Annotated in this window: 1 protein-coding gene and 1 pseudogene; both read left to right on the forward strand. The window is 65.8% G+C overall.

The genetic code is table 11. The features are described 5' to 3' along the window. Positions 1 to 187: pseudogene (locus tag AC1D00_RS40700) on the forward strand (threonine/serine dehydratase); the annotation flags it as partial. 340 nt (positions 188 to 527) lie between these two features. After that, positions 528 to 1,494, forward strand: a 967-nt coding sequence (locus AC1D00_RS40705; RefSeq protein WP_477014590.1) for a BBP7 family outer membrane beta-barrel protein, incomplete at its 3' end; no start/stop codon positions are given.

Consider the following 1,494-nt stretch of genomic DNA (forward strand, 5'->3'; position numbering starts at 1 on the left):
GGTCAGCGACGAGGCGATCCGGCAGGCCCAGGCAGCTTTATGGTCGAGCCTGCGTCTCGTGGCCGAGCCCGGCGGCGCGGCCGCCTTTGCCGCACTGCTGTCCGGCCGCTATCGTCCCTTGCCCGGCGAACGCGTTGCAGTGCTGCTCTGCGGCGCCAACACCACGGCGGTCAAGTTCGACAGCTAGTCTCAAAATTTGCATGATCGGGCCCCGCGCCGTCATCCTGGCATCGACCCTGCTTGCGTTGATCGGAGCCGGCGCCGCAAGCGCGGCGGGATTCACGTGCCGGGCGGAGCAGATCGGGCTGACGTGCTTCAACGCCATGCAGCAAGGGTTCTCGCTGGCGCGGGCGGAGCGAAGGTGTTTTGAAATAGCGCGACGTAGCCGGCATGAGGCTGCTGCGGCGTAAGCAAACAAGCGATGCCCAACGGCAACAGCCGGACGTTTTCGCTGCTCCCCTGCCACAACTCCACCTTGCCGGACAGATTGTCGCATGGTTCATTCCGTGGAACCTTGGGGAAGGCCAATGACTCGGCGGTTGGGGGCTGCAGCGGCTGGCGTGGCATTTGCGGCGATCTCGCTGAGCGGCAGCGCTCTTGCCGCCGACCTGCGGCTGAAAGCCCCGCCGAAGCCCGTCGATTTCAATCCGTTCTGGGCCGAGGCCGACTATCTCGCCTGGAGCGTGAGCGGCGACAAGCTGCCGGCACTGGTGACGACTGCGCCCGTCGGCACGCCGCTCGGCGTAGCCGGCGTGCTCGGGCAGCCCACCACGACCGTGCTGTTCGGCAATTCCAGCGTCAACAATGACTGGCGTTCGGGCGGACGCATCACTGGAGGATACTGGTTCGACCCGCAGCGCAGCCGCGGCATCGAGGCGTCGTTTTTCGGACTGGAGAACGCCTCGACCGGCTTTGCCGCCAGTTCCGGCGCCTATCCAATCCTGACGCGGCCTTTCACCAACGCGCTGACGGGACTTCCCGACGCGTTGATCGCAAGTTTCCCGGGCATCTCCACCGGCAGCGTCAACGCCAGCGAGACATCGCGTCTTTTCGGCGCCGGCGCGCTCTATCGCCAGGATATCGGCATGTGGAGCGGGCAGCGCGTGAACGCGCTGATCGGCTATCGCTATCTGCGCTCCTCCGACACGCTGTGGATCACCGACACCGCGAGCAGCGTCGCTTTCGGCACGTTTACGCCGAGCGACAATTTCAAGGCGGCCAGCAACTTCCACGGTCTCGATCTTGGTCTCACCGGTGACTGGCGCAATGGCCCGTGGTCGCTGGAGTGGCGCGGCAAGGTCGCGCTCGGCGCAAACCTCAACACGGCCGACGTTTCGGGCTCGACGACTTCGACGATCGCCGGCTTCACGACGACGGTGCCGGGCGGCTTCCTCGCATTGGCCAGCAACAGCGGCCATTTCTCGCAGACCAAATTCGCCGTGATACCGGAGCTGTCGTTGAAGGCGGGCTACCAGATCGCGCCCGCCTGGCGCC

It is taken from the genome of Bradyrhizobium sp. P2_E8, assembly GCF_056403875.1.